This window comes from Exiguobacterium sp. R-17, assembly GCF_049913315.1.
Classification (GTDB): domain Bacteria; phylum Bacillota; class Bacilli; order Exiguobacteriales; family Exiguobacteriaceae; genus Exiguobacterium_A.
Window position 1 is genome coordinate 455171 of record NZ_CP184372.1, and the last position, 25594, is coordinate 480764.

The 25594-nt window shown below is 48.6% G+C and carries 20 protein-coding genes; 17 read left to right on the top strand and 3 right to left on the bottom strand.

Features of this window, described 5'->3' with window-relative positions; translation table 11 throughout:
* The first annotated feature begins 70 nt into the window (after positions 1–70).
* The 7 genes from ACN9MT_RS02445 (at position 71) to ligA (ending at position 8885) form a co-directional block, all read left to right on the top strand.
* Positions 71–1810, top strand: a complete 1740-nt coding sequence (locus tag ACN9MT_RS02445; protein WP_308102341.1) for an adenine deaminase C-terminal domain-containing protein — start codon at positions 71–73, stop codon at positions 1808–1810.
* 68 nt (positions 1811–1878) lie between these two features.
* Entirely contained in the window at positions 1879–2193 is a 315-nt protein-coding gene (locus tag ACN9MT_RS02450) for a YerC/YecD family TrpR-related protein (RefSeq protein WP_023467078.1), read from the top strand.
* Positions 2194–2230: 37 nt separating this feature from the next.
* A complete protein-coding gene (locus ACN9MT_RS02455; protein WP_056063401.1) occupies positions 2231–3610 on the top strand; it encodes a TrkH family potassium uptake protein in 1380 nt (459 codons plus the stop codon).
* A 12-nt stretch (positions 3611–3622) separates the two neighbouring features.
* Positions 3623–3847, top strand: a complete 225-nt coding sequence (locus tag ACN9MT_RS02460; RefSeq protein ID WP_035398958.1) for a hypothetical protein — start codon at positions 3623–3625, stop codon at positions 3845–3847.
* A 62-nt stretch (positions 3848–3909) separates the two neighbouring features.
* Positions 3910–4605, top strand: a complete 696-nt coding sequence (locus ACN9MT_RS02465) for a heptaprenylglyceryl phosphate synthase (protein WP_023467081.1) — start codon at positions 3910–3912, stop codon at positions 4603–4605.
* A gap of 45 nt (positions 4606–4650) precedes the next feature.
* Positions 4651–6876: a DNA helicase PcrA gene (gene pcrA / locus ACN9MT_RS02470; protein WP_426272716.1), complete on the top strand. Its 2226-nt coding sequence runs from the start codon at positions 4651–4653 to the stop codon at positions 6874–6876.
* Positions 6877–6890: 14 nt separating this feature from the next.
* Positions 6891–8885 carry an NAD-dependent DNA ligase LigA gene (gene ligA / locus ACN9MT_RS02475; protein ID WP_426272717.1) on the top strand — a complete coding sequence of 665 codons (1995 nt, stop codon included), beginning with the start codon at positions 6891–6893 and terminating at the stop codon, positions 8883–8885.
* A 468-nt stretch (positions 8886–9353) separates the two neighbouring features.
* Here ligA and ACN9MT_RS02480 read toward each other — a convergent pair whose 3' ends face one another.
* A complete protein-coding gene (locus tag ACN9MT_RS02480) occupies positions 9354–9935 on the bottom strand; it encodes a class D sortase (RefSeq protein WP_290784089.1) in 582 nt (193 codons plus the stop codon).
* A 134-nt stretch (positions 9936–10069) separates the two neighbouring features.
* Between ACN9MT_RS02480 and ACN9MT_RS02485 the strand changes: the two genes are divergently transcribed.
* From ACN9MT_RS02485 to ACN9MT_RS02495, 3 genes are all read left to right on the top strand, one after another.
* Positions 10070–11248, top strand: a complete 1179-nt coding sequence (locus tag ACN9MT_RS02485; protein ID WP_035412315.1) for a CamS family sex pheromone protein — start codon at positions 10070–10072, stop codon at positions 11246–11248.
* 260 nt (positions 11249–11508) lie between these two features.
* Positions 11509–12363, top strand: a complete 855-nt coding sequence (locus ACN9MT_RS02490; RefSeq protein WP_329470048.1) for a MurR/RpiR family transcriptional regulator — start codon at positions 11509–11511, stop codon at positions 12361–12363.
* 13 nt (positions 12364–12376) lie between these two features.
* A complete protein-coding gene (locus ACN9MT_RS02495; RefSeq protein ID WP_426272718.1) occupies positions 12377–13552 on the top strand; it encodes a M20 metallopeptidase family protein in 1176 nt (391 codons plus the stop codon).
* Between the two features lie 55 nt (positions 13553–13607).
* On the opposite strand, the gene ACN9MT_RS02500 is transcribed toward ACN9MT_RS02495, so the two are convergent.
* Entirely contained in the window at positions 13608–13802 is a 195-nt protein-coding gene (locus tag ACN9MT_RS02500) for a YwbE family protein (RefSeq protein WP_290754208.1), read from the bottom strand.
* Between the two features lie 195 nt (positions 13803–13997).
* Here ACN9MT_RS02500 and ACN9MT_RS02505 point away from each other — a divergent pair, with 195 nt between their 5' ends.
* From ACN9MT_RS02505 to glsA, 3 genes are all read left to right on the top strand, one after another.
* The gene (locus ACN9MT_RS02505) at positions 13998–14855 is read left to right on the top strand and encodes a DnaJ C-terminal domain-containing protein (RefSeq protein WP_035412324.1); all 858 of its coding nucleotides are present in this window, start codon (positions 13998–14000) and stop codon (positions 14853–14855) included.
* A 6-nt stretch (positions 14856–14861) separates the two neighbouring features.
* Positions 14862–17438 carry an ATP-dependent chaperone ClpB gene (gene clpB, locus ACN9MT_RS02510; protein ID WP_426272720.1) on the top strand — a complete coding sequence of 859 codons (2577 nt, stop codon included), beginning with the start codon at positions 14862–14864 and terminating at the stop codon, positions 17436–17438.
* A gap of 127 nt (positions 17439–17565) precedes the next feature.
* The gene (gene glsA / locus ACN9MT_RS02515; RefSeq protein WP_035412330.1) at positions 17566–18498 is read left to right on the top strand and encodes a glutaminase A; all 933 of its coding nucleotides are present in this window, start codon (positions 17566–17568) and stop codon (positions 18496–18498) included.
* On the opposite strand, the gene ACN9MT_RS02520 is transcribed toward glsA, so the two are convergent.
* Complete coding sequence (locus ACN9MT_RS02520; RefSeq protein WP_426272721.1) at positions 18489–19277, bottom strand: CHAD domain-containing protein; 789 nt, start codon at positions 19275–19277, stop codon at positions 18489–18491. The two genes, glsA and ACN9MT_RS02520, sit on opposite strands and share 10 nt — an antisense overlap.
* A gap of 92 nt (positions 19278–19369) precedes the next feature.
* Between ACN9MT_RS02520 and ACN9MT_RS02525 the strand changes: the two genes are divergently transcribed.
* The 4 genes from ACN9MT_RS02525 (at position 19370) to nagB (ending at position 25380) form a co-directional block, all read left to right on the top strand.
* The gene (locus tag ACN9MT_RS02525) at positions 19370–20725 is read left to right on the top strand and encodes an MATE family efflux transporter (RefSeq protein ID WP_426272722.1); all 1356 of its coding nucleotides are present in this window, start codon (positions 19370–19372) and stop codon (positions 20723–20725) included.
* Positions 20722–23280, top strand: coding sequence for a bifunctional lysylphosphatidylglycerol flippase/synthetase MprF (mprF, locus tag ACN9MT_RS02530; RefSeq protein WP_290788079.1), 2559 nt, complete (start codon positions 20722–20724; stop codon positions 23278–23280). The genes ACN9MT_RS02525 and mprF overlap by 4 nt, the downstream gene beginning before the upstream one ends.
* 184 nt (positions 23281–23464) lie before the next feature.
* Positions 23465–24622: an N-acetylglucosamine-6-phosphate deacetylase gene (nagA, locus tag ACN9MT_RS02535; RefSeq protein WP_426272723.1), complete on the top strand. Its 1158-nt coding sequence runs from the start codon at positions 23465–23467 to the stop codon at positions 24620–24622.
* Positions 24619–25380, top strand: a complete 762-nt coding sequence (nagB, locus tag ACN9MT_RS02540; protein WP_056063434.1) for a glucosamine-6-phosphate deaminase — start codon at positions 24619–24621, stop codon at positions 25378–25380. The genes nagA and nagB overlap by 4 nt, the downstream gene beginning before the upstream one ends.
* Positions 25381–25594 lie beyond the last annotated feature (214 nt).

Below are 25594 nucleotides of genomic sequence, written 5' to 3' on the forward strand. Positions count from 1 at the left end.
TACTTAGCAACATTTTAGTATAAGAACTATAAGAAAGCGTTTTCAATAAAATAAAGGAGGTCGAGCTTTCGTGAAAAAAAATTGTGGAAGATCCCCTTGGACGAAATCTGAAGTACGAACACACCAAGCGGTCATCAGCGGAAAGCTTGCACCGACACTTGTCATACAGAATGCTACGTACCTAAATCATGGTGTCAAAGCATGGCGGACGGCGAACATCTGGATCAGTGGCGACCGGATCGTCTATGTCGGTCCAGAGATGCCGGAACAAGCCGATGCCTACCATGATGCGACAGGTCAATATATCGTACCCGGTTACATTGAACCTCATGCCCATCCGTTTCAACTTTATAATCCAGCGAGTCTTGCAAAATTCGCAGCAGAGCGAGGAACATCGACCCTCGTCAACGACAACATGTTGTTATTATTAGAGCCGACGGAGCAAGCGTTTGCTCAAGTCGAGGCGCTAGCGGACTTACCGACCTCGATGTACTGGTGGGCACGACTCGACGCGCAGACCGAGCTTGATGCCGATAGTATCTCGATCGATAATCGCCGGATTCAAGCATGGCTTAAACATCCACAAGTCATCCAAGCGGGTGAGTTGACGGGATGGCCACGTCTCTCGCAAGGGGACGATGAACTGCTCCACTGGATGCAGGATGCGATCAAACTTGGAAAACCAATCGAAGGTCATTTCCCTGGTGCTTCAGCGAAGACGCTGACAAAGATGGCGCTGTATGGTGTGACGAGTGATCACGAGGCAATGACGGTCGAAGAAGCGATGACACGTCTTGAACTTGGTTATACGACGACGATTCGTTATTCATCGATTCGTCCGGATCTACCGGATATCTTTAAGGGGCTTGTCGAAGCGGGATTGACGCAGTTCGATAAGGTACTAGTGACAACAGATGGTTCGACACCGTCCTTTTATAAAGCGGGTATGATGGATGAGACGATCCGACTGATGCTCGAGGCAGGCATTCCGGTCGAAGAAGCATACCGGATTGCGTCATACAATGCAGCACGTCATTTTAATCTCGATCATCTACTCGGAAGTATCGCGCCAGGACGGATTGCACATCTCAATTTCCTTGAGGCAAAAGATGCTCCGACACCTGTCGCTGTACTTGCACGCGGCATATGGGTCCGTCAAGCCGACATTCCATGTTACCCAGCCGAAGCGCTTGATGCTGCTTATGCCCTTATGCCACAATCAGAAGTCCAGATTTCCTTAACGGAGCAGGATTTTTCATTCAGCATGCCGGTTGGTCTTGAAATGGTCAATTCCGTCATCATGAAGCTCTATCAAGTCGAGCATGACACGAGTGTACCTATGCTACCAGCAGGTTGCGATGAATCCTTCCTAATGCTACTGGACCGCGAAGGGAAGTGGCGTTTGAATACCGTCTTGAAGAACTTTGCGACACAAGTCGGAGGTCTCGTCAGTTCGTACTCGATTAGTGGTGATATTTTGATGATCGGTAAATCAAAACGAGATATGCAAGTCGCGTTTGAGCGGATGAAAACATTTGGCGGTGGAATCGTTCTCGTCGAAGACGGAGAAGTCATCGCTGAAGTTCCATTGACCTTAATGGGGCAGACGTCCGACTTACCACTCGAGGATTTGATCGTTCAAGAAACCGCTTTACGGGAGGCATTATTTGCCCGTGGATATGCCTTTGAAGATCCGGTCTATACGTTGCTATTCCTAGCGTCGACACATCTACCATATGTGCGGATCACACCACAAGGTATTTACGAAGTCCTTCGGAAAAAAGTCCTTTTCCCGGCGATTTTGCGATGACGCTTGAATTTTAAAACGTCGCGCTTTAAACTATTAAAGAGCAATTGAATGGGAAAGGGAGTCACAAGATGCAACTCGATAAATTGCGTGGAAAAGAACTAGATCAGTTATTTACAGCCATCATGAAGATGGATTCATTAGAAGATTGTTATACGTTGTTCGAAGACTTAGCGACCGTCAACGAAATCCAGGCGCTCGCCCAACGTCTGGAAGTCGCACGTCAATTACGTGAAGGCAATACGTATCACAAAATCGAAAAGGCGACCGGTGCTTCAACAGCAACGATCTCGCGTGTCAAACGTTGCTTGAACTACGGTTCGGGCGGTTATGATCTGGCGCTTGCCCGCCTAGGTCTTATCGAGCAAGAAGTAGCGGATAACTAATGTTATCCGCTACTTCTATGAAGGGGGGCGTGTTACATTGGATTTTGCGTTACAACAAAGAATTCAACATTTCATTCGTAAGCTGACGCCTATCCAGTCGCTCGTCATCATCTACTTCGTTGCTGTCATCATTGGGATCATTCTGCTCGGCTTACCGTGGTCGACGAAAGGAAATTACGACTGGGACTTCACGGACCTGGTCTTCATGGCGGTCAGTTGTGTTAGTGTCACCGGTCTGACAACGGTCTCGGTTTCGGATACCTTTACGACGTTCGGGTACTTCATGATCATGATTTTAGTACAAGTCAGCGGGATCGGCTTGATGTCGCTTCATATCGCGATGTGGGTCATCCTCGGAAAACGAATTGGCTTCCGGGAGCGTCAGCTCGTCGTCCGAGATCAGAACCAGACGACGATGCAAGGTGTCGTCAAATACATTCGGGAAGTCATCTTGATCATCGTTTCGATTGAATTGATCGGAGCATTGATTCTCGGGCTGTACTACACAAAGTATTTTCCGACGCTCGGAGAAGCGATGCTTCAAGGGTTGTTCGGATCGGTCAGTGCGACGACGAACGCCGGTTTTGATATCACGGGAGAATCGTTACTGCCGTTTCGCGGGGATTTGTTCGTCGTCTTCATGCAAATTCTGCTTTTGACGCTCGGCGCGATCGGTTTTCCGGTACTCGTTGAAGTCCGACGTTATATTTCCTACCGGGCGACACGTCAGGCGACACGTCAACCGTATCATTTTTCACTGTTCACGAAATTGACGGCGTCGACGTTCTTCATTCTCGTTCTCTTTGGAATGGTAGCACTACTACTATTCGAATGGAACCAATCCTTTAAAGGCTTACCAATCGATGAGAAGCTCGTCGACGCCTTGTTCCAATCCGTTACGACTCGTAACGGTGGATTGACGACGATCGATATCACGTCCTTCTCACAAGCCTCGATTTTTGTCTTGTCGCTCTTAATGTTCATTGGAGCGTCACCGTCTTCCGTTGGTGGGGGGATTCGAACGACGACGTTCGCCGTCGCTGTCTTGAGTGTCATCGCCTTCATACGAGGGGAATATGGTATCAAAATCTTCGGTCGTGAGATTGGTCAATCGGATATTTGGAAGGCCTTTGTCGTCATCGTCGTCTCGACTGGCGTGACGATGGTTGGATTGATCGTCTTGTTGATCGTTGAGGACGCGCCGTTCCTGGTGCTGTTCTTTGAAGCGTGTTCAGCGTTCGGTACGACCGGTCTATCACTCGGCATCACGGATCAATTATCGGATATCGGAAAATGGACGTTGTCTGTGCTGATGTTCATTGGTCGAATCGGTGTCATCTCGTTCGTTCTTCTGTTGAAAGCGAACCAACCGAAACGTAACTATAACTATCCGAAGGAATCCGTCATTATCGGATAAGGAGGCTCTTGGATGAAACGTGCCTTTTGGATCAACTTCGCGTATATCTTTGCTGTGCCTGTCTTACCGTTTTTGGCGCTCGTCAATGGGCGAGCGCTCTGTTCGCCAGATTCACCGTTACTGGACGTTCCGGTACTCGGCTTCTTTTTGGCAGAACCGTGGGCGTTCGTGCCGGTATATGCCGTCTTCGCGTTGTTACTGGCGTCACTGTTGACGAAACGACGGACACACGTCTGACCATCTCGCTCTGCGCGAGATGGTTTTTTGTTTTATACTGAATGTGGAATGAGAAAGAGAGGATGGGACGAACCGTGTTATTACCTTTTAATGAATGGCGACATGTCTTTAAACTAGATCCAGCAAAACCAATTGATGATGCTAGCCTACAGGCGATTGCGACGTCCGGAACGGATGCGATTCTTGTCGGTGGAACAGATGACATCACACTCGATGCAACGCTTGATCTCTTAATGCGTTTGCGACGATATCCAGTCGCGGTGGCACTTGAGATTTCAGAACTCGAAGCCGCAACGATGGGATTCGATACGTATTTGACGCCGACGGTCCTGAATGCGGGAACATTAGAATATGTCGTCGAAAAACAGGTCGAGGCATTAGAACAAGTCGGTCATATGCTGGCGCACGCTGATCTTGTCGGGGAAGGGTATATCGTCCTGAATCCTGATGCGAAGGTCGCGCGTGTGACACAAGCAAAGCCGTTAACGTTGGATGAAACCGTCGCTTACGCACAACTTGCGGATAGCGTCTTCCGCTTACCGGTCGTCTATCTCGAATACAGTGGCGTTTACGGGGAACCAGAACGAGTAGCAGCCGTTCGCGATGTGTTGAAACAGGCACGCCTGTTTTACGGCGGCGGCATCGACTCCGAGGAGCGGGCGCGTGAGATGCTGCAGTATGCGGATACGATCGTCGTTGGGAACGTCATTTATGAGGATTTAAAAGCAGCGCTTGCGACCGTCGCAGCGACACGATAAAATATAGGAACAAAAGTTCGGAATATAAGAAATGAGGCTATTGATATGTTTAATTTGAGTGAACAGCTCGTCAGTGGACTAAACCCTGAGCAAGCAAGAGCAGTCAAGCATACGGAAGGTCCACTGCTGATCATGGCAGGAGCCGGTTCCGGGAAGACACGCGTCCTGACACACCGGGTCGCATATTTGATGGCGGCTAAACAAGTCGCGCCGTGGAACATCCTTGCGATTACGTTCACGAACAAGGCAGCGCGGGAAATGCGGGACCGGATTGGTCGTTTGGTTGGTGGTGTCGCAAACGATATTTGGGTCTCGACCTTCCATTCGATGTGTGTCCGGATGTTACGTCGCGACATCGATCAGCTTGGATACGATCGCAACTTCACGATTCTTGATTCAAGTGATCAGCAATCGGCGATCAAGCTCGTCTTAAAGGAACAAAACTTGGACCCGAAAAAATGGGATCCGCGATCGATGCTGACGATCATCTCGTCACAGAAAAATGAATTACGCAGTGCTGAATTCTACGCCTCGATCGTGACGAGTCCGTATGAGAAGACCGTTGCTGAAATCTATAAAGGATACGAAGCGGTCCTACGCCGGAACAACGCGCTCGACTTTGATGATTTAATCGGAAAAACGACAGAGTTATTCAAGAAGAGTCCGGATGTCCTTGCGTACTATCAGAAGAAGTTCCGCTACATCCATGTTGATGAGTATCAAGATACGAACAAAGCCCAGTATGATCTCGTCAATCTGTTAGCTTCGGGACATCAGAATCTCTGTGTCGTTGGGGACTCGGATCAGTCGATTTACCGCTGGCGTGGCGCTGACATTGCGAACATCCTCTCGTTCGAAGAGGATTATCCGAATGCAGCCGTCATTCTACTCGAGCAAAACTACCGTTCCTCGAAACGAATTTTGGAAGCGGCCAACCATGTCATCCAAAACAACTCAACACGTAAAGATAAGAAACTTTGGACGGATAACGACGAAGGCGAGAAGCTGATCGTTCATACGGCAGAGAACGAGCGGGAAGAAGCATTTTATATCGTCCAGGAAATTCGGAATTCACTTCGCTACGGGATGAAACTGAGTGATATCGCGATTTTATACCGGACGAATGCACAATCGCGTGCGATCGAGGAAACACTTCTCAAATCGAACGTTCCGTACAAAATGATTGGCGGCACGAAGTTCTACGATCGTAAAGAGATCAAAGACGTGCTCGCTTATCTCCGTTTAATTTCGAATCCGGACGAAGACCTGTCCTTCGCGCGAATCGTCAATGAACCAAAACGCGGTATCGGCGCGACGACAATTAATAAGCTGCGTGATTTCGCCGATTTACAAGGCGTGTCACTGATGGAAGCGATTCGCGATATCGAATTGTCGAGTATCGCACCAAAAACGGCAGCGAAATTGACGGATTTCCGGACGATGATTCTCGGACTCAGTCAAATGCAAGAATTCATCAGTATTTCGGAACTGGTCGAAGAAGTGCTTGAGAAATCGGGCTATCGTCAAGTGCTGAAGGAAGATAAGACGCTTGAAGCACAGAGTCGTCTTGAGAACATCAACGAGTTTATCACCGTTGCACAGAACTTTGAGAAGGAGACGGCAAAAGCCGATCCGGAAGACCGGACGATCATCGCCTTCTTGACTGACTTGACACTCGTCGCCGATGTCGATTCACTCGACGAGACGGATCCGGAAGAACAAGTCACGTTGATGACACTCCACTCGGCAAAAGGACTCGAGTTTCCAGTCGTTTTCTTGATTGGGATGGAGGAAGGTCTGTTCCCGCATAGCCGTTCGCTTCAAGATGAAGACGAGATGGAAGAAGAACGTCGCCTCGCGTATGTCGGGATCACACGTGCTGAGAAACGTCTTTACTTGTCACATGCGCGGATGCGCTCCCTGTACGGACGAACGAACGCAAACCAAGAATCAAGGTTCCTAGCGGAGCTGCCGGAAGTCGTCATCGAGCGGACCGGTAAAAAAGCGAAGCCACTCCCATGGGAAGATCGCCCTGTCCCACAAGGCAAAGCGGTCATCGGTCGTTCAATCAGTAAACCGACAGCGATGAAGACGTCAGGTGCGGAAACGCTCGGTTGGTCGGTCGGAGATAAGGCAGAGCATGGGAAATGGGGACTCGGTACAGTCGTCCAGACTCGGGGTGAAGGAGATAATCTTGAAATCGATATCGCATTCCCAGCAGTCGGAATTAAACGATTGCTCGCAAAATTCGCACCGATTAAAAAGGTATGACGGGAGGTCCACAGATGGATGCAAGCCAGCGTATAGATGAGATTCGTCAAACATTGAACCGATATAGCTACGAATATTATGTACTGGATCAACCGACAGTACCAGATGCGACGTACGATCAAATGCTTCGTGAACTGACGGAGCTAGAAACAGCGCATCCGGAACTGATCACGCCAGACTCGCCAACGCAACGCGTCGGCGCAGCACCGCTTGAAGCGTTCGAGAAGGTGACGCATGACTTACCGATGCTGTCGCTCGGAAACGTCTTTGATGAGACAGAAATTCGCGAATGGGTCGCTCGGATTGAGCGGTCGCTCGGACGTTCGACGACGTATGTCGCCGAACTGAAATTCGATGGACTTGCCATCTCGCTGAAATACGAAGACGGTCGATTCGTTCGTGGAGCGACACGCGGTGATGGAACAGTCGGCGAAAACATCACGCAGAATCTACGGACAATCAAAGCCTTACCGCTTCGTTTGCAGGCAGAAGAGACGGTCGAAGTCCGCGGAGAAGCCTATATGCCGAAACAATCGTTCGAACGATTGAATGAAGACCGGGCAAGCCGGGAAGAGACGTTGTTCGCGAATCCACGTAACGCGGCAGCAGGTAGTCTGCGTCAGCTGGATTCGTCGATCACGGCGTCGCGTAATCTGTCGTTGTTCGTGTATGGCGTCGGCGTCAATACGTTGACGGCTCGTTCACATAGCGAAGCGATGGCGCAACTCGCTTCACTTGGCTTACCGACCAATCAACATATGCAGACGTGTGAGACGGTCGAAGAGATTCTTGCCTACATCGCACATTGGACAGAAGCACGTGCGAGCCTGCCGTATGAGATCGACGGAATCGTCCTGAAAGTCGATCGATACGATGATCAGGAAGAGCTCGGCTTCACAGCAAAAAGTCCCCGCTTCGCGACAGCCTATAAGTTTGCGGCGGAAGAAGTCATGACGACAGTCGAAGACGTTGATTTCAGTGTCGGTCGGACCGGGAAAGTGACGCCGCGTGCCCGTTTTGCACCGGTCGTCGTTGCAGGATCGACGGTGACGTATGCAACACTGCATAACGCTGATTTCATCGCCGAAAAAGATATCCGCCTTCAGGATTCGGTCATCATCAAAAAAGCGGGAGATGTCATCCCGGCAGTCGTACAAGTCGTCACGGCAGAGCGAACGGGAGAAGAGACACCAATCGTCTTCCCGACCCATTGTCCGGCCTGTCAATCGGAACTCGTCCGTCTCGAAGGCGAAGTCGACATCCGCTGTGTCAGTCCGGAATGTCCAGCGCAATTGATGGAAGGTATCATTCACTTCGTTTCGCGTCAAGCGATGAACATCGATGGTCTCGGTGAAAAAGTCGTCCGTCAATTGTATGACCATGAAGCAATCCGGACGATTGCCGATTTATATCGACTCGATCGCGACGAGTTGTTGACGTTCGACCGAATGGGTGAGACGTCCGTCGATAAATTACTTGCGGCGATCGAAGCCTCGAAGCAGAACTCAGTCGAACGTCTCTTGTTTGGTCTCGGAATTCGACTCGTCGGTCAAAAAGCGGCGTATCTCTTAGCGGAACGTTTTGATTCGTTAGCAGGGATTGCGGCAGCTAGCTACGAGGAGATCGTCGCGATCGATGGTATCGGTGGGAAAATCGCGGACTCCATCGTAAAGTACTTCGAGCACCCAGAAGCACAAGCATTGATTCGTGATTTGGAACAACTCGGTGTTAATCAACAGTTCCTTGGTGAACGAGTTGATCAGACGAATGCACCGCTCGGTGGAAAAACGATCGTCTTGACGGGAACACTCGAAAGCCTAAAACGGTCAGAGGCAGGGAAGCGTCTTGAAGCACTTGGTGCCGATGTGACGGGAAGCGTCAGTAAAAAGACAGACGTGCTCGTCGCAGGGGAAAAGGCAGGTTCTAAGCTGACGAAAGCAGAATCGCTCGGCATCGAAATTTGGGATGAAGCGCGTCTGTTAGAAGAACTAGCTAAACATGAAGCGTGAGCAGAATGAATGAGAACGATCAAATAAAAAGGAAGGCGGAATTCCGTCTTCCTTTCAGACTATAGACAAAAAGGCTGACTCCAAAAAATGACGCGTCTTTTCACGCCCTTTCCTCAGGCGAGACACAAGCCAGTTTTCCTGCTTCATTCGAGCAGGAAAACGGGTCTTGTTTGTCTCTGACAGCGCAAAATTGCGCTTTTTCCTGTAGGAGTGGCGTGTAATGCGTCATTCTTTTTATATCGGGAAGAAGTATCAGAGAAGCGTTTTGTTCCCTCGACATCGCTTCCTAGGGAAAAACAAGCAAGAGCGACCCTGCAGCGAAGCGAAGCGGCGCGATGCTTGTCCCAGGAAAACGATTCGAGACGAACAAAAAAGCGCAATCCTTCTCGTTAGAGAAAAATTGCACACCATCTTCAGTTTCAAAGGAAGGCGGGATTCCGCCTTCCTTTATTCGTATTGATCCAATTGTCACGAAGCAATCGTCTCGCTTCGAATTAAGGTACCTTGTTTGATGAGACGATTCGTTGCCGTTTCCGGTGGATCGCAAGTGATCAACGTAATCGTCGGGGAGACGACGGATTGATCGAGGACGGACAACGTCGTCGGTGTGACGAGACGACTTGACGTGATCCGGTACGTATACCGATGTGTTTTCGTCGTGACGATAACGGTATCGCCTTTCTTGACGTCAGGCAGACGATTGAAGTGAAGACCTTCCGTGAAGCTTCGATGTCCGGCGAGTGCATAATTGCCTTTTCCAGGCGATCCGGTTTTCGGAATATGACCGATACTACGGTCGAGGACCGCTGTCGTCGACCCCTCTAAGATGACTTGTTCAAAATCAATGCTTGGTATCGAGAGTAATCCGACACCTGATTTTGCAAGTGGTTGTTTGGTTTCTTTTGCATCGACGATTTTTAGACTGTTGGTCCATTGTTTCTTTAAATGTTCAGCTTCTTGTTCGCGCTGATAATCACTGATGAAGGGCCAAACGATGAGTGCGATGCCTGCTAACAAAAAAAGCAGACCGATGAATTTACGGCGTGTCATGATAAAAAGTCCTTTCGGATGCGTGAGGGCGCATCATCTTTTTTGAAAAACAGGGGAAAACTTGTCCTTCCCCGATGGAAAACGATTCTGTTATGATAAAGAGAACGATTTGAAAACATGGGGTGCAAATAGAGATGAACTATAAAAAAGCAGTAGCGTTGACGTTATCGAGCACGTTATTTTTGGGTGCTTGTTCGTTCGACCTTTCGCCAAGTAGCGATACAAAAGAAGTCATTACTGAAAGTGAACAAGGTAAGGAAGTCCAAGCCGTCGTCAGTCCAGCCATTGATACGACGGATTCGTATTACCGGACGGTCTTACCGTTTCGTCCAAGCGTCGCACGTGGAATGACACAAAAGCGTGTCAGTTCGCGTCTTGAACTCGATGAAATCGAAACAGGATTGATGCGTCATTCGACACAATTTTTTGATCCGGAAAAATACTATTACCAAGAAGGTCAGTTACTCGAAGCCGACCAAATCGCAAAATGGTTGTTACGAAAAGGGAAAGCAGGCGATGGCGTCAGCGATCCTGAAGGTTTAAACCCAGCCTACACGTCAGGTAAGTCATATAAAGAAAAAAATCAAAAGTCACCTATGATTCTATCGCATATCTTAGAGCAAGACTACATGCTTGAAGAAGATAAGAAGCTTGAACTCGGTGGTACATCAATCGCTCTCGTCTTAAATAGTGAGTATGTTTTCCAAGATGAAAACTATGGACCGACCTATACCGTTAAACTTGATGAAAAGAAAGTCGTTGCTGAAGGGAAGCGGATGGCAAACAATTTAGTCAAGAAAATGCGTAAGACGCAGGGTATGAAGACGACACCGATTCACGTCGCCCTCTACCTCCAGGAAAAAGAAGGTTCACCGGTTTCCGGTCATTATCTCTCGTCTGCATTCATCGGTCGCGGGAATCAAATCAGCGCGAATGATTGGAAGAACTACAATGAACGCTATTACTACTACCCGTCAGCACGTGCAACGAATGATGTTCGTGATGATGCGGCGAAATTTGATTTATTCAAAGACCGTCTAGAAGACTACTTCCCGAACTACACCGGTATGATGGGGGAAGGCTTCTATCAAGAAGATGAACTTAAAAAGCTTGAAATGAAGATTCCCGTTCAATTTTACGGAAAAGCAGAACTCGTCGCATTCGTTCAGTACGTGACGTACCTGCTTGAGAATCGCTGGGAATATAATCGAAACATTCCGACGACGATCACTGTGACGAACTTGAACGGTGATACGGAAGCGATGCTATTCCTCGATCCGGATACAAAAAAACCAATCGTCAAGATTCGTTGATTTCTCCATTTACTTTATAAAGCGACATTCCTTATTTAGCGGAATGTCGCTTTTTTGTATGACGAACGCTTGAAGATAGAAGTATATGAGTATGAAAGGAAGGGTATGGAAGAAGAATGATATTTTGTTTCACTTTCCCATTTTTTAGATTTACGAAAGTCAGTAGAAGAGAGCATAATGGAAGAAGAACAGTTCTATAAACGGGGACGGCGCGATGAATCGCCAGTTCTTTTAAAGAAGATGATAAAGGAGAGATCTAGATGAATGGCGGTATCTATTCACAAATCGGAGCAGTTCGAGAAGAACTACCATCGTCCTCACGAAAAGTCGCAGACTACGTCTTGACGCATATGAACCAAATTGCGCGCATGACGATCCACCAACTCGCAGAGGAGTCGGATACAAGTGCTGCTGCAGTCGTTCGCTTTTGCCGTGCACTCGGATTAAAGGGATATCCAGAGCTGCGGATGCGGATTTCGGCTGATACGGCACGCACGGATTTAAAAGGATATCATGATATCGAAAAGGATGAACGTCCGGTCGACTTGATTGAAAAAACGCTTAGTAACAGTATTCAAGCGTTGCAGGATACAGCGAAGCAGTTAAATGATGATTGGATTGCAGAAGCAATCGACGTTATCGACCAAGCACGTGCAATCTATTTTTACGGAATCGGGGCGTCACATGTCGTAGCGGAAGACGCTGCTCAAAAATGGACGCGTGTCGGGAAACTAGCGATTCAAGAAACGGATCAGCATCTACTTGCGACGATTTTAGCGAATGCACGCCCAGAAGATGTCTTTTTTGCGATTTCCTACAGTGGTGAGACAGAAGAAGTCGTCGAGTTGATTCGCTTGGCGAAAATCCAAGGGTTAAAGGTTATTAGTCTGACGCGTTTTGGGGACAATCGGATCAGCCAACTAGCAGATATTGCGCTTTGGACTTCGCGCGCACCGGAAGCACCGCTTCGTAGCGCGGCACTCAGTTCACGACTGGCTCAACTGTTTGCGATTGACGTCTTATTCTTGTCCTATGCTGCGGGACACTATGAAGATACACTCGAACGTCTCCAATTTACGCGGGAGAGCGTTAAGACACTGCATCAAAAAAAATAAGGGGGATACATACATGTCAGAACGAACTGCCGGACTAGACGCGTTGTATCCGGAAATGGTGGAGCGTCGTCGTTATCTCCATCAGCACCCGGAGTTATCGTTTCAAGAAGTCGAGACACCGCGTTATATCGCGCAACATTTAAAAACGCTCGGAATCGAAGTCAAGACAGGAGTGGGTGGACGTGGTGTCGTCGGGTACATTCGTGGAGGAAAACCGGGGAAGACCGTCGCGTTACGTGCCGACTTCGATGCTTTACCGATTGCTGACGGAAAAGAGGTCGCGTATCGATCGACAGTTCCGGGCGTGATGCATGCGTGCGGTCATGACGGTCATACGGCGACGTTGCTTGCCGTCGCAAAGACGCTCATGCAACAGCGGGAATCGTTACCGGGGAATGTCGTCTTAATTCATCAACATGCGGAGGAAGTCGTCCCGGGTGGTGCGCGAGATATGATTGCCGACGGTTGTCTTGAAGGGGTCGATGTCATCTTCGGAACGCATCTTTGGTCAACGATCGATCAAGGACACGTCGGTATTCGAACCGGTCCGATCATGGCAGCGGCTGATAAGTTCGAGCTGATCTTATATGGAAAAGGCGGACACGGTGCGAAGCCACACGAGACGATTGATGCTGTCTTACTCGGGGCAACGATCGTCAAGGAATTACAATCGATCGTCAGTCGTCAACTTAATCCGCTAGAGCCGGCAGTCGTGACCATCGGAACGTTGCATGCGGGGAATACGTTTAATGTCATCGCAGATCAAGCGACATTAACAGGAACGGTCCGAACGTTTAATGAAGCGACAGCGGACGAAATCATTGAGCGGATGGAGCAGACGATCAAAGGAATCTGTCAGGCGGTCGGAGCGACGTATCAATTTACATACGAAAAAGGGTATCCAGCTGTCGTCAACCATGCGGTACCCACCGTATTGATCGAATCCGTCGCACGAGAAATCTTAGGAGACAAGCATGTATTTGAAATCGAACCGACAATGGGCGGCGAGGACTTCGCGTATTATCTGCAACACGTACCCGGTGCATTCTTCTTTACAGGAGCCGGGGACGCTTCCTATCCACCGCATCATCATCCCCAGTTTGATTTTAAAGAGCCAGCGATGCTTGACGCAGCGCGTATTTTAGTCGAAGCAACGTGGCGGTATTTAGAACAAACTGCTGAAGCATGAAAAAATCGCTCGTCTTGACTCCGAAAAGGAATCAGGGCGAGCGATTGTTGTCTTCTTAACTTAAAATTTCTTGAACACGACCAACTTGTCCGTCTTCTAAGCGCACTTTGATCCCGTGCGGATGCTGCGGTGATTTCGTGAGAAGGTCTTTAACGATTCCTTCTGTTCGTTTACCTGTTCGTTGATCTTGTTTCAACACGATACTGACTTTAAGACCAGGTGTGATATTTTTACGTGTTTTACCGTCCATCTGTAGATCCTCCCATCGTTCATTTCCTGTTTGGCTATCAGTATAACATGGTTCAGCCGGTGAAACTTGTTTGTCGCAAGGACGTAAAGTGAAAAGAGAACAGAATGTCAGAAAAAAGTTTGACTATATTTGACCAATTAAGATGTGACTTTTATAATTAAGGTAATGAAGTATAGGAAAAGGAAGTGAACTCGAATGGCAAAAGACTATTATCAAACACTCGGTGTCGCAAAGGATGCATCGAATCAAGATATTAAGCGCGCGTACCGCAAACTGGCGAAGCAATATCACCCAGACGTCAACAAGGAGGCGAGTGCGGACCAGCGCTTCAAGGATATCCAAGAAGCCTTCGATGTGCTTGGGGATGAGGAGAAACGAGCCCAGTACGATCGATACGGCAGTAACTTCGACCGGATGGCAGGTGCTGGAGCTGGGGGCGCTGGAGATTATGAAGATCTGTTCCGACAGTTCGGAGGTGGTGGACGGACACGACCTGGACAATCGTTCGGATTTGAAGACATGTTCGGTTCGTTCTTTAGTCAGGAAGAAGTGTCGACCGATGAAGAGCTTGAATTGACGGTTCCACTCAGTCATCTCAGTACGAATGAAAAAGTCACGGTGCGTCTTGCGACCGGTTCGATTCAGTTGACGCTACCGAAAGATGTCTATGACGGCAAAAAAGTCCGCTTACGTGGAAAAAGTTCGATGCGTAACCGACAAGGTGTCGCGGGAGATGTTTACGTGACGATTCACCTGAAGGATGACGATCAGTTCCGACGGGTCGACCAAGACGTCATCTCGACCGTCCGCGTTCATCCGACGACACTTGTACTTGGAGGAGAAGTCGTCGCAGATACACTTGAAGGAAAACGAATTAAACTGAAAGTCAAACCGGGCACAAAACCAGGAGCACGACTTCGGATTCCAAATCGTGGTCTGAGTCAAGCGAATGGTCATCGTGGGGCATTACTCGTCCAACTCGAAGTCAAGTTACCTGAGATGGACCGCGCCTTTTATGAAGAGTGGGAACGTCAACTTGCAGTGAAGGAGTGATCAAGGATGGATTTTGAACGTTTAACGGATCGGGCACATGAGGGAATCGTCTCTGCCCAAGCGATTGCGAAACAACGTCGTCATAGTGAAATCACAGAGTGGCATTTGTTACTTGCCTTACTTGCTCAAGAAGAGGGAATTGCACGGGTCATTTTTGAAAAGTTGAATCAACGGATTGAGACATTGAATGCATCGATTGACGAAGCGATTGGTAAGCTTCCGGCTTTGTCCCAGGCGACGACGCCACGGATTGGGGGCTCGTTGCTGAACGTGTTGACGGAAGCGGAGACGGAAGCGCGACTCATGCAGGATGACTACGTCTCCGTCGAACACTTATTATTAGCCCTGATCAAACAATCAAGTCCAGCAGCTCAGTATTTACGTCGTCAAGGCATTACGGAAGAGACACTTCGGGAAGCGATCGTCAGTATGCGAGGCAATCGGAAGGTCACGACGAAAAATCCCGAAGAGACGTTTGATGTGCTGAAAAAGTATGGACGCGATCTCGTAGCGGACTTCCGGTCGGGGAAAACGGATCCGGTCATCGGTCGTGACGACGAAATTCGACGTGTCATCCGGATTTTAAGTCGGAAGACTAAAAATAATCCCGTTTTAATCGGAGAACCTGGTGTCGGGAAAACGGCAATCGTTGAAGGGCTCGCGCAACGGATCGTCCGAGGAGATGTACCGGAAAGTCTGAAGAACAAGCAGTTGTTCAGTTTAGACATGAGTGCACTCGTCGCTGGTGCAAAATACCGTGGTGAGTTCGAAGAGCGCCTGCAGGCAGTCTTGAATGAAGTCAAGGAGGCCGAAGGACAGATTCTCTTATTCATCGATGAGCTGCATACGATCGTTGGTGCCGGGAAGACGGACGGCGCAATGGATGCTGGAAATATGCTCAAGCCAATGCTTGCGCGAGGAGAATTGCACTGTATCGGTGCGACGACGCTTGACGAGTACCGAAAGTATATCGAAAAGGATCCAGCGCTCGAACGTCGCTTCCAACAAGTCCTCGTCGCGGAACCGGATGTCGAGGATACGATCTCTATTCTGCGTGGATTAAAGGAACGGTTCGAGATTCACCATGGTGTGCGAATTCATGACAATGCACTCGTCGCGGCGGCGATGTTATCCGATCGGTATATTACAGATCGGTTCATGCCGGATAAAGCGATTGATCTCGTCGATGAAGCATGTGCGATGATTCGGACGGATATGGAGTCGATGCCGGCTGAACTCGATTCCCTCGTCCGTCGGGTCATGCAGCTCGAGATCGAGGAAGCAGCATTAAAGAAAGAGACGGATGAAGCATCCCGGAAACGGCTTGCCGTCTTACAGCAAGAACTCAGTTCTGCCCGAGAAGATGAGAGTGCGCTTCGGACAAGATGGGAACGGGAAAAAGAAAGTTCGCAAAGTGTCCAACAGTTACGCGCGGATCTTGAGAAAGCGAAACTGGCGTTACAAGAAGCCGAGGGGCGCTATGACTTAAACCGGGCATCAGAAATCAAGTACGGTCAAATTCCAGACCTTGAAGCGCGTCTGAAAGTCGCGGAAGAATCATCTGAACACGTCTCCCACGAACTGGTTCGGGAAGCGGTGACGGAAGAAGAGATCTCCGACATCGTCTCGAAATGGACCGGCATTCCAGTGACGCGGCTCGCGCAGGGCGAACGGGAAAAGCTACTCTATCTCGAGGATACGCTTCATGAGCGTGTCTTCGGTCAAGACGAAGCGGTTCGTCTCGTCGCGGATGCTGTCATTCGAGCGCGAGCAGGTATCAAGAATCCGAATCGTCCGATCGGCTCGTTCTTGTTCCTCGGTCCGACAGGAGTCGGGAAGACAGAACTTGCAAAAGCCTTGGCGGCAGCGATGTTTGATAGTGAAGATCATATCGTCCGCATCGATATGTCGGAGTATATGGAAAAACACAATGTCTCCCGTCTCGTCGGTGCGCCTCCAGGATACGTTGGTTATGAAGAAGGCGGTCAATTGACGGAAGCCGTCCGACGGAGCCCGTATTCGGTTCTTCTATTCGATGAGATCGAAAAAGCGCACGGAGATGTCTTCAATATCTTGCTTCAGTTGCTCGACGATGGTCGGTTAACAGATGCGCAAGGACGTGTCGTCGACTTCAAGAACACGATCGTCATCATGACATCAAACATCGGTGCGCCCATCTTGCTTGAAGCAGCAAAAGATGGTGTCATCGATGTGGCGGAAGAAGAAGCCGTTCGCCAAGAACTGAAGCGTCACTTCCGACCGGAATTTTTAAACCGGATTGATGATACGATTTTGTTCCATCCACTCCACCGGACAGAGATCGAACGAATCATCGACAAAGCGGTCGAGAAGATGACTTCTCGCTTGTCTGGACGCGGCATTACGATTAATGTCACGGATGCTGCGAAGACGCTGATCTTTGAAGAAGCATTCGAACCGCAATACGGTGCGCGTCCAATCAACCGTTATATGCAACGGACGATTGAGACGAAGCTTGCCCGAGCTTTGATTAGTGGGGCGATTCAAGATGGTTCCCAGATTGCGATCGATGTAGCAGACGGTGAACTAGTCGTAAACGGATAAAGCAGATGCTAGAAAAAGGAGTCGACTCGGCTGAAACGAATCGACTCCTTTTAGCGTTTACGGAAGAACCATATCCGCATCCACCAGATGCGTGATAAGCTAGAAAAAAAGAGAAAGAGGGAACGCCATGAATGTTACACAAGCCCAACTCGAGGAGTTGATTGAAGAGTGTCGTCCGTATACGGTGCTTGGACAAGTCGCAAGTTACATCCCAGAGCTTGCGAAAGTTGATCCGACCCAACTTGGTATCGCTGTCTGTAATGCCGACGGGACGTTCGTTTCGGCAGGTGATGCGGACACGATGTTTACATTACAGAGTGTGTCGAAGATCATTACACTGGCATTCGTCCTCGAGACATTCGGAGAAGATTATGTCTTTTCGAAAGTTGGGATGGAACCGACGGGTGATGCGTTCAATTCGATTGCGAAACTTGAAGAGACGATTCCGACAAAACCGCTCAATCCAATGATCAATGCAGGAGCACTAGCAGTGACCAGCATGTTGCCGGGAACGGATGCTGCGGATAAATTACTGCAATTGCGTCAATTCATCGCAAAACTATTGGATATTAAAGTAGAAATGGTAAAATATGACGCAGATGTCGCTGAATCAGAATTCGAAACGACAGATTTGAACCGAGCGTTGCTCTACTTCATGCGCTATCACGGCGTCATCGAAGGCAACGTCGAAGAGATCATCGACGTCTACACGAAACAATGTGCGATTTTGACGAACTGTAAAGGACTTGCCATGATGGGGAAAATTTTAAGTACATCTGGAAAAACGCCATCCGGGCGTCAAGTCATCTCGCGTCGTAACGCACGAATCATCCGGGCCATCATGACGACATGTGGCATGTATGATGCATCTGGAGAATTTTCTGTCCAAGTCGGACTTCCCGGAAAAAGCGGTGTTTCCGGTGCGGTCGTTGCCTGTGGTAGAAGTGATTTCGATATGGCTGATCTCGGAATCGGTGTGTTTGGTCCTTCCCTTGACGCGAAAGGCAATTCGATTGCCGGAACAAAGATGCTTGAACTACTTGTTCAACGTCACCCGTGAGCGATCTTAACTTGATCGAGTGCGTTACGCAGTTCATCCTCTAAGCGTTTGATCTGATGCAAGCGCTCTGCTTGATAAGCAGTCGGAACCTCGAATGACCGCCATCTTTCCAGTCGCTGATACGTGTCATTGATATGTCCGAGTTGCGTCTGGGTTGTTTTTAGACGATCGACAGCGGACTTCGGTTGATTCGTATAGGGACGCAAGTACTCGACCGTATAGCGGTACGCTTTCGTCGCAAGCCGCAACTCATGCATCCGTTCGATACGTTTTGGACCATCCTTTCGTTGTACTTTTTCAAATTGTTCACGTTTTTTCTCATAGCGTTTCTCCGCGGCATGAATCAGTTCTTTTTCTGACATCCGCTTGAGGCGTTTTGTCATCGGACTCGCTAAAAATCGACGGACAGATCGATCTAGTTCATTTGAGATCAAGAGATGCATCGTCTCAATCAAGGTCGAACGTTTTCCTTGAAGTTGTAAGGCGACATGGTTTGCGAACAATTGGTCGATTTCTGTTTTTTTCGAAGTCGCTTCGAGCTGTACGTCGAGATCGCGCACTTCACCGAAGGCGTGCATCAGACGCTTCCAAATCAAATAGACGGGTTCTTCCGTCAACTCGACCAATCGAGCGAACGTGATCAGTTTCCGCAAGCGAATCCGGGCTTGATGGATATCTTCCGGATTTTCAAACGTTTGTGATTCTTTGGCATAATGATTGAAGGTAGACCAGGTCTCGAGTAGTTCAAAAGTTAGCTTTTCAGTATCTCGATGGTTCATGAGATGAATCCCTCCTTGGATTGATTTCGTAAGAGTTCAAGAATGATGCGTTTTAAAATTAAGGAGGACTCCTCCTGAAATGTGGTGGAAACATGTTAGAAACAGTTACGTTCTCAGGAAAGATGAAACAATTCATGAAAATCTTCTTTCCAATTCTCGTAACGCAAGTCGCGTTTTATTTAATCAGTTTTTTTGATACGGTCATGGCCGGTCGATATGGCTCTGCTGATTTAGCTGGAGTCGGTGTCGGAGCAAGTCTATGGGCACCTGTTTACACAGGGTTGACTGGTATTCTACTTGCCGTCGCGCCGCTCGTTTCCCAAGCGATGGGAGCGAAACGCGAGCGGGAAGTCAAACGGATCGTCATGCAGGCGTTGTACGTCGCTGTCGTGATCATCGGATTGACAGTCGTCATCGGACTTCTCGCTGTCAATCCGATTCTCGAGCGGATGGAGTTATCGGTAGAAGCGCGCGAAGTCGCACGGAACTATCTCTTGATGCTAGCGCTCGGCATCGTGCCGATGTTCGTTTTCTTCGTCTTACGAACACTCATCGATTCATTAGGAAAATCGAACATTACGATGGTCTTACTACTAATCTCTTTACCCATTAACGTCCTTTTCAATGATCTATTCATTTTCGGAAACTTCGGTTTTCCGGAACTCGGTGGTGTCGGTGCGGGAGTTGCGACTGCCATCACGTACTGGATTCTTTGTTTAGCAATCATCGCTGTCGTCATGAAAGGAGAGCTGTTCCAGCGTCTTGGTGTTCTCCGACGTTTTTACCGTCCGGACATGAAGCGGATCAAGGAATTGATTCTACTCGGTGCGCCGATCGGTCTCGCGATTTTTTCAGAAGTCAGTATTTTTTCAGCCGTCACCTTGTTGCTTGGAGCGTATGGCGACGTCATCATCGGTGCCTATCAGGCTGCTATCAACTTCGCCTCGTTCGTCTATATGATTCCGTTGTCCGCTGCGTCCGCATTGACAATCACAGTCGGTTTCGAGGTCGGTGCTAAACGGATCAAGGATGCGGTTCAGTATGTTGGCATCGGGTTGACGATGTGTGTTGCGGTTTCCGTGTTTTCCGGTATCCTGTTGTACTTAAAGAATGAAGAACTCGCAGCGTTATATAGTCGAGACCCAAAAGTCATCGAAGCAGCTGCACACTTTATGATTCTCGCGATTTTCTTCCAATTGTCAGATGCCGTCGCTGCACCAACGCAAGGTGCACTACGTGGGTTCAAGGACGTCAACGTCACCTTCTTATTGACGATCGTAGCCTACTGGGTCATTGGACTACCATTAGGTTTTTATCTTGAACGCTACACAGCACTTGGACCAGATGGATACTGGTGGGGATTGATCATCGGTCTTGCGGTCGGAGCGACACTATTGCTTGTTCGTCTTATGTACTTAATCCGTAAATCAAGGAGGCTGGCATCTTGAAATTCTCAAAACAACGGCTCATGACGATTGCGAAGATCATCTTGCCGATCGTCTTGATCGGATTCATTTTTTATCAAGGACAAAATGAATTACGCAGTTTGTCTCTAAAGGAATCGATTCAAGCGATCCGCCAAGTACCATCTTGGCAGTTCATCCTGTTGATTCTCGCAGGTCTCGTGGCAGTCTCGACAATGTTCTTTTATGACTTCTTTTTGTTGCGCTCGCTAGAAGCAAAAGCACCAGTCGGATTGATTTTCCGAGCGTCCTGGATTGCGAACTCCTTTAATGGCATCATCGGTTTCGGAGGTCTCGCAGGGGTGGCCATCCGGTCCGCCCTGTATCGACCATTCGTTGAAGGCGGACGCCTGTTGAAAGCGATCGGTTGGATGGCGCCGACATTGATTAGCGGTTTGTCAATCTTATCGACGTTATCCCTCTTGCACGTCTTCCCAGCGTTTGAAGTGCTTGAAATGAAGAAATGGTTATGGCCTGTCATCATCGGTGTTGCCTTATTCTTCCCGCTCTATCTATTGTTCTCGTTTCGACGTGGGAACAGCAGCATTCATCCGAAATCGATTGCCTTATACTCCGTTGTATCGTTTGCGGAGTGGTTTAGTGCCGGTGTCGTCGTCTATCTCATTTTGGCAGCACTCGGAACAGACGTCAGTTTTGCAAAAGTGATCGGTGTCTTCATCATCGCTGCGACAGCCGGTTTGATTTCGATGGTACCCGGCGGATTCGGTTCATTCGACTTAGTCTTTTTGATCGGTATGCAACGTGCAGGAGTCGAGGAAGGCATCGTCTTGACGGGATTATTGATTTATCGTCTCGTTTATTACTTAATTCCATTCTTAATCGGTGTCGTCTTCTCGGCTCGAGAGTTTAGTGGTCCAGTCGTCAAGATGATCGAAGATAAACCCATTGTTGGTCCGTCGGTTGAGGTCGGGGGTGTCATTTGGCGCTTGCAATTGCGATTCCTCAGTAAAATTCGTCACTTCACCTTAGCGTTGATTACGCTTGTCGCGGGTATCACGATCTGGGGGCTAGCGATTTTGCCACCGGTCTCGACACAATATGAATATCTGGAATCTAAATTGCCCCATGAAGCGTTGTTGCTCGCAAACAGTTTCTTTTTGATGGGCGGACTATTATTTGTCCTCTTATCGACGGCGCTCTATCGTCGAACGAAGCGTTCCTTGTATATGATGTATGGCGCATCGTTCTTCGCGCTGGTCGGGATGGCACTTCGTGGATTTAACTTGATTTCCTTCCTTGCCGTCGTCGTCGTCCTCGGATTGTTACTGATGTCTCGTAACGCGTTTCATCGGGAACGGACACTGATTACGACGTCGCGTTTCATCCGGGTTGCGTTCGTTGGTCTGTTGTACATTGGCGGGTTCGTCTTTTTCGGATACGCTTTTTATACACTCGGGTCGGCAGACGGAACAGAAGTGTATCCGTCGCATGAGATTTTCATGTTTGCCGCGAGCTCATCCATCTTTGCGCTCGTTTATGGATTAGTTTTCATACGCTTGTTTAACACCTTTAATCAACCGGTGCTCGGGGAGCAGTTCGATGCTGAAAAAATCGAAACGGTATTACGTGAACAGGGTGGCAATTATTTGAGCCATTTGGCGTTTCTCGGAGATAAGCGCTTCTTCTTTTCCGAAACAGGTCGTTCGTTCATTCAGTTTAGTCAGACTGGCAACCGGATCATGGTACTCGGTGATCCAAGTGGAGATCCAAAGGAACATTCACAAGTTATCGCCTCCTTCCTGCGCCGTGTCGAAGATCTCGGATACATTCCGAACATCTATCAGATTCAAGCGCAAAACATGTCGCTGTATCATGATTTCGGCTTCAACTTCTTCAAACTCGGTGAAGAAGCGATCGTCGATATTCCGTCTTTCACCGTATCAGGAAAAAAACGAGCTGGACTTCGCTCGATTAAAAATCGCTTTGAACGAGAAGGTATGACGTTTGAAGTGATCGAGCCACCTTTTTCGGATACATTGTTAGCAGAACTGCAAGAGGTCTCGGATGAATGGTTAGGTGGGAAGTCTGAAAAAGGCTTCTCACTCGGTTACTTCCACAAACCTTACTTAAATCGAGCACCAATCGGCATCATGCGTGAAGCGGAAGGACGGTTGATCGGATTCATGACGTTCATGCCTGCTTACCAAGAGGGAGTCCTATCGATTGACTTGATGCGTTTTCGACCGGACGGACCGAACGGGATCATGGATGCGATGTTCATTCGGCTATTCGAATATGCGAAAGAAGAAGGCTACCGGACATTCAACATGGGAATGGCACCACTCTCATCCGTCGGCGAGGATGAAACGTCCTTCTGGCAAGAACGTGTGGCGGCAGATGTCTTTAATAATATTCGTTACATGTATAGTTTCACGGGTCTACGACGATACAAAGAAAAATACGATCCAAAATGGGAAGGGCGCTACCTTGCTTACCGAAAGCGGCAATCGTTACCGATAGCAATCTTAAAAGCGACGCGTCTGATTTCTCGAAAGAAAGACCGAATTTTATTACCCTGATCGACTGACGCATGAAGATGGCAGTAGACGGGTATACAAAGGGCGACCCTTTGTCTAATGACAAACGGGATCGCCCTTTTGCAATTTCAGTTCAAATGTATAAAGGTCTATACAACTAGAAATAATCACGTTATACTAAATACGAAAGCAAGTCATGGAACGGATAGAGAAAGGGTGATGCCAGATGACAGTGATCATCAATGCCCGGATTTACACGGGAGAGCAGACGATTGAAGACGGGTTCATTCGCTTTGACCGAACCATCGAGGCGATTGGAACAATGTCGGAATTTGAGGAAATCGCAGGAGAAGAGACGATTGATGCGCACCATCAATCACTCATTCCTGGAATGATCGATGTGCACATTCATGGGGGATATGATGTCGATGTCATGGATGGAGATGCCGAAAGGTTGCATCATTTCAGCCGACAGATGTTACAAGAAGGCGTGACGTCCTTTTTAGCGACGACGATCACCCAAGATTGGGCAGACATCACACGAGCGCTCGAGACGGTGCGAACAGTCGTTGAGGAAGAGGACACGACGATCGTCGGTGTTCATCTCGAAGGACCGTTCATCAACCCGGATTATGCTGGTGCGCAACCGCGCAAATATATCGTTGAACCCGATGTCGAACAGTTCCTGAAATGGCAGGAAGCGTCTGGCAATACGATCAAACTCGTGACCTATGCCCCAGAACGCCCGGGAGCGCGTACATTCGAGGAGGCAGTGCGATTAACGGGTGCGATTCCGTCTGCCGGTCATACGGATGCGACGTATACCCAAAACCAAGCTGGTCATGTCACCCATGGTACTCATCTCTACAATCAAATGCGTGCGCTGCATCACCGGGAACCGGGAACAGTCGGGTACTGTCTCCTAACGCCGGAAGTCTATGCCGAGATCATTCCGGACGGGATTCATAGTGCACCGGAAATGGTGGACTTCGCCTACCGGATGAAGGGTGCAGATCGATTGATCGTCATCACGGATGCGATGCGCGCCAAAGGACTCGCAGAAGGTGAATACGAGTTAGGGGGACAAGCTGTATTCGTTCGAGACGGTGCGGCACGCCTTGAGAATGGTAGTTTAGCCGGAAGTATTTTGACGATGGACGCCGCTTTACGAAACATCATCGCCTATACAGGTTGTACGCTCGAAGAAGCGGTTCGTATGACATCGGTCAATGCGGCAAAAGAGCTTCAGTTGACACAAAAGGGAAGTCTCTCGGTCGGTAAGGATGCGGATATTGTGTTGCTCGACGAGGGATTACACATTCAAGAAACGATTCATCGTGGTACGCGATACCGGATCACGAACGGAAAGGAGTCTACCTCATGAAATGGATGATTGTAGAAAAAGGAGAAGAATTAGCGCATGTGGCGTATCAATTTTTGAAACAGGAAATTGAGCGTCATCCGGAAGGATTAACAGTAGGGCTTGCGACGGGCAGTTCACCAGTCGGTGTGTATGAAGAATGGCGGAAGGACTCGCTTGACTGCAGACATGTGACGACGGTCAATCTAGATGAATATGTCGGTCTCAGCCCAGAACATCCACAAAGCTACCATACGTTCATGCAAGAACACTTGTTTAATGATGTACGTTTCAAGGAGTCTTTCGTACCAATCGGGAATACGGAAGATCCGGTTAAAGAAAGTGAACGATACGAGGCGCTCGTGCGCAAGCGAGGAATCGATATCCAATTGCTCGGAATCGGAGCGAATGGACACATCGCTTTCAATGAACCAGGTACGCCGTTCGATGCGAAGACACACGTGACGGAATTGACGGAATCGACGCGAGAAGCGAATCAACGTTTCTTTGATCGATTGGAGGAAGTGCCGACGAAAGCGATCACGATGGGAATCGGTACGATCATGGAAGCAAAAAAAATCCTTCTCGTCGCTTCAAGCGAACGAAAGGCAGAAGCCGTCCGCGATATGATGGAAGGGGTCGCGACGACGGATTGTCCGGCGACCGTACTCAAACGTCATGCCGATGTTATGGTGATCCTCGACGAAGAGGCCGCCTCTTTATTGTCAGATGACGCTAAACGTACAGGGCGGGCTGCTTATTTGAATTTCATGAAAGCATGATGGAGAAACACGAATGAATTACAAGGTACAGAGCCACCCCATCAATTGGCTTTGTACCTTTTTTGTGGTTCATGAAAGAAGGGAATAAAGCCCGGTCTCATGCGATTTTATATTTTAACGTGAGATAGGTGAAGAAATAACGAAAGACGACATGCTGGTAGCATTCATGCTAATCAGGCAAAGTGCTACGATACCGGAATTATTTTAGATGCAA

Bases quoted from the DNA above. Each gene is read 5' to 3' on its own strand.
- ACN9MT_RS02450 (WP_023467078.1), top strand. From the start codon at position 1,879: ATGCAACTCGATAAATTGCGTGGAAAAGAACTAGATCAGTTATTTACA.
- ACN9MT_RS02460 (WP_035398958.1), top strand. From the start codon at position 3,623: ATGAAACGTGCCTTTTGGATCAACTTCGCGTATATCTTTGCTGTGCCT.
- ACN9MT_RS02465 (WP_023467081.1), top strand. From the start codon at position 3,910: ATGGGACGAACCGTGTTATTACCTTTTAATGAATGGCGACATGTCTTT.
- pcrA (WP_426272716.1), top strand. From the start codon at position 4,651: ATGTTTAATTTGAGTGAACAGCTCGTCAGTGGACTAAACCCTGAGCAA.
- ligA (WP_426272717.1), top strand. From the start codon at position 6,891: ATGGATGCAAGCCAGCGTATAGATGAGATTCGTCAAACATTGAACCGA.
- ACN9MT_RS02480 (WP_290784089.1), bottom strand. From the start codon at position 9,935: ATGACACGCCGTAAATTCATCGGTCTGCTTTTTTTGTTAGCAGGCATC.
- ACN9MT_RS02485 (WP_035412315.1), top strand. From the start codon at position 10,070: ATGAACTATAAAAAAGCAGTAGCGTTGACGTTATCGAGCACGTTATTT.
- ACN9MT_RS02490 (WP_329470048.1), top strand. From the start codon at position 11,509: ATGAATGGCGGTATCTATTCACAAATCGGAGCAGTTCGAGAAGAACTA.
- ACN9MT_RS02495 (WP_426272718.1), top strand. From the start codon at position 12,377: ATGTCAGAACGAACTGCCGGACTAGACGCGTTGTATCCGGAAATGGTG.
- ACN9MT_RS02500 (WP_290754208.1), bottom strand. From the start codon at position 13,802: ATGGACGGTAAAACACGTAAAAATATCACACCTGGTCTTAAAGTCAGT.
- ACN9MT_RS02505 (WP_035412324.1), top strand. From the start codon at position 13,998: ATGGCAAAAGACTATTATCAAACACTCGGTGTCGCAAAGGATGCATCG.
- clpB (WP_426272720.1), top strand. From the start codon at position 14,862: ATGGATTTTGAACGTTTAACGGATCGGGCACATGAGGGAATCGTCTCT.
- glsA (WP_035412330.1), top strand. From the start codon at position 17,566: ATGAATGTTACACAAGCCCAACTCGAGGAGTTGATTGAAGAGTGTCGT.
- ACN9MT_RS02520 (WP_426272721.1), bottom strand. From the start codon at position 19,277: ATGAACCATCGAGATACTGAAAAGCTAACTTTTGAACTACTCGAGACC.
- ACN9MT_RS02525 (WP_426272722.1), top strand. From the start codon at position 19,370: ATGTTAGAAACAGTTACGTTCTCAGGAAAGATGAAACAATTCATGAAA.
- nagA (WP_426272723.1), top strand. From the start codon at position 23,465: ATGACAGTGATCATCAATGCCCGGATTTACACGGGAGAGCAGACGATT.
- nagB (WP_056063434.1), top strand. From the start codon at position 24,619: ATGAAATGGATGATTGTAGAAAAAGGAGAAGAATTAGCGCATGTGGCG.